The organism is Clostridium sp. ATCC 25772 (assembly GCF_001573875.1).
In the GTDB taxonomy this organism is placed as follows: Bacteria; Bacillota; Clostridia; order Clostridiales; family Clostridiaceae; genus Clostridium_J; species Clostridium_J senegalense.
Window position 1 is genome coordinate 1 of record NZ_LFRG01000148.1, and the last position, 697, is coordinate 697.

The 697-nt window shown below is 32.6% G+C and carries 1 protein-coding gene; it reads left to right on the plus strand.

Features of this window, described 5'->3' with window-relative positions; translation table 11 throughout:
- Nucleotides 1-40: 40 nt before the first annotated feature.
- Nucleotides 41-697 (plus strand): pseudouridine-5'-phosphate glycosidase (locus AZI32_RS17250; protein WP_061997170.1); only part of this gene is annotated, 657 nt, incomplete at its 3' end.

The window sequence follows — 697 nt, forward strand, 5'->3', positions numbered from 1 at the left end:
GTTGATAGTATTGAAAAAATTTTAAAGGAGATGATCTAAAATGTTAGAAAAATACTTAAATGTGCATCCAGAGGTTAAAAAAGCTTTAGCAGAAGGTCTTCCAGTAGTAGCATTAGAATCAACTATAATTTCTCATGGTATGCCTTATCCTAAAAATATAGAGATGGCTAAAACAGTTAGTAAAATAATTAGAGAAAATGGAGCTATTCCTGCTACTATAGCTATAATAGATGGGGTTTTAAAAGTTGGTCTTACAACTGAGGAGATTGAATTTTTAGGAACTAGCAAAGATGTAGTTAAAGCTAGTAGAAGAGATTTACCTTTTATTATATCTAAGAAGTTAAATGGAGCTACTACAGTTGCTACTACAATGATATTAGCTAACTTAGCTGGAGTTAAAGTATTTGCTACAGGAGGTATAGGTGGTGTACATAGGGGAGCTCAAGAAACATTTGATATATCTGCTGATTTACAAGAATTAGCAAATACAAATGTTGCAGTAATTTGTGCAGGCGCTAAATCTATACTAGATATAGGTCTTACTTTAGAATATTTAGAAACTAACGGTGTTCCGGTTGTAGGTTTTGAAACTGAAGAATTCCCTGCATTCTACACTAGAAAAAGTGGATTTGGAGTTGATTATAAGGTTGAGTCTTCTTTAGAAGTAGCTTCAGCATTAAAAGCTAAGTGGAAAGTA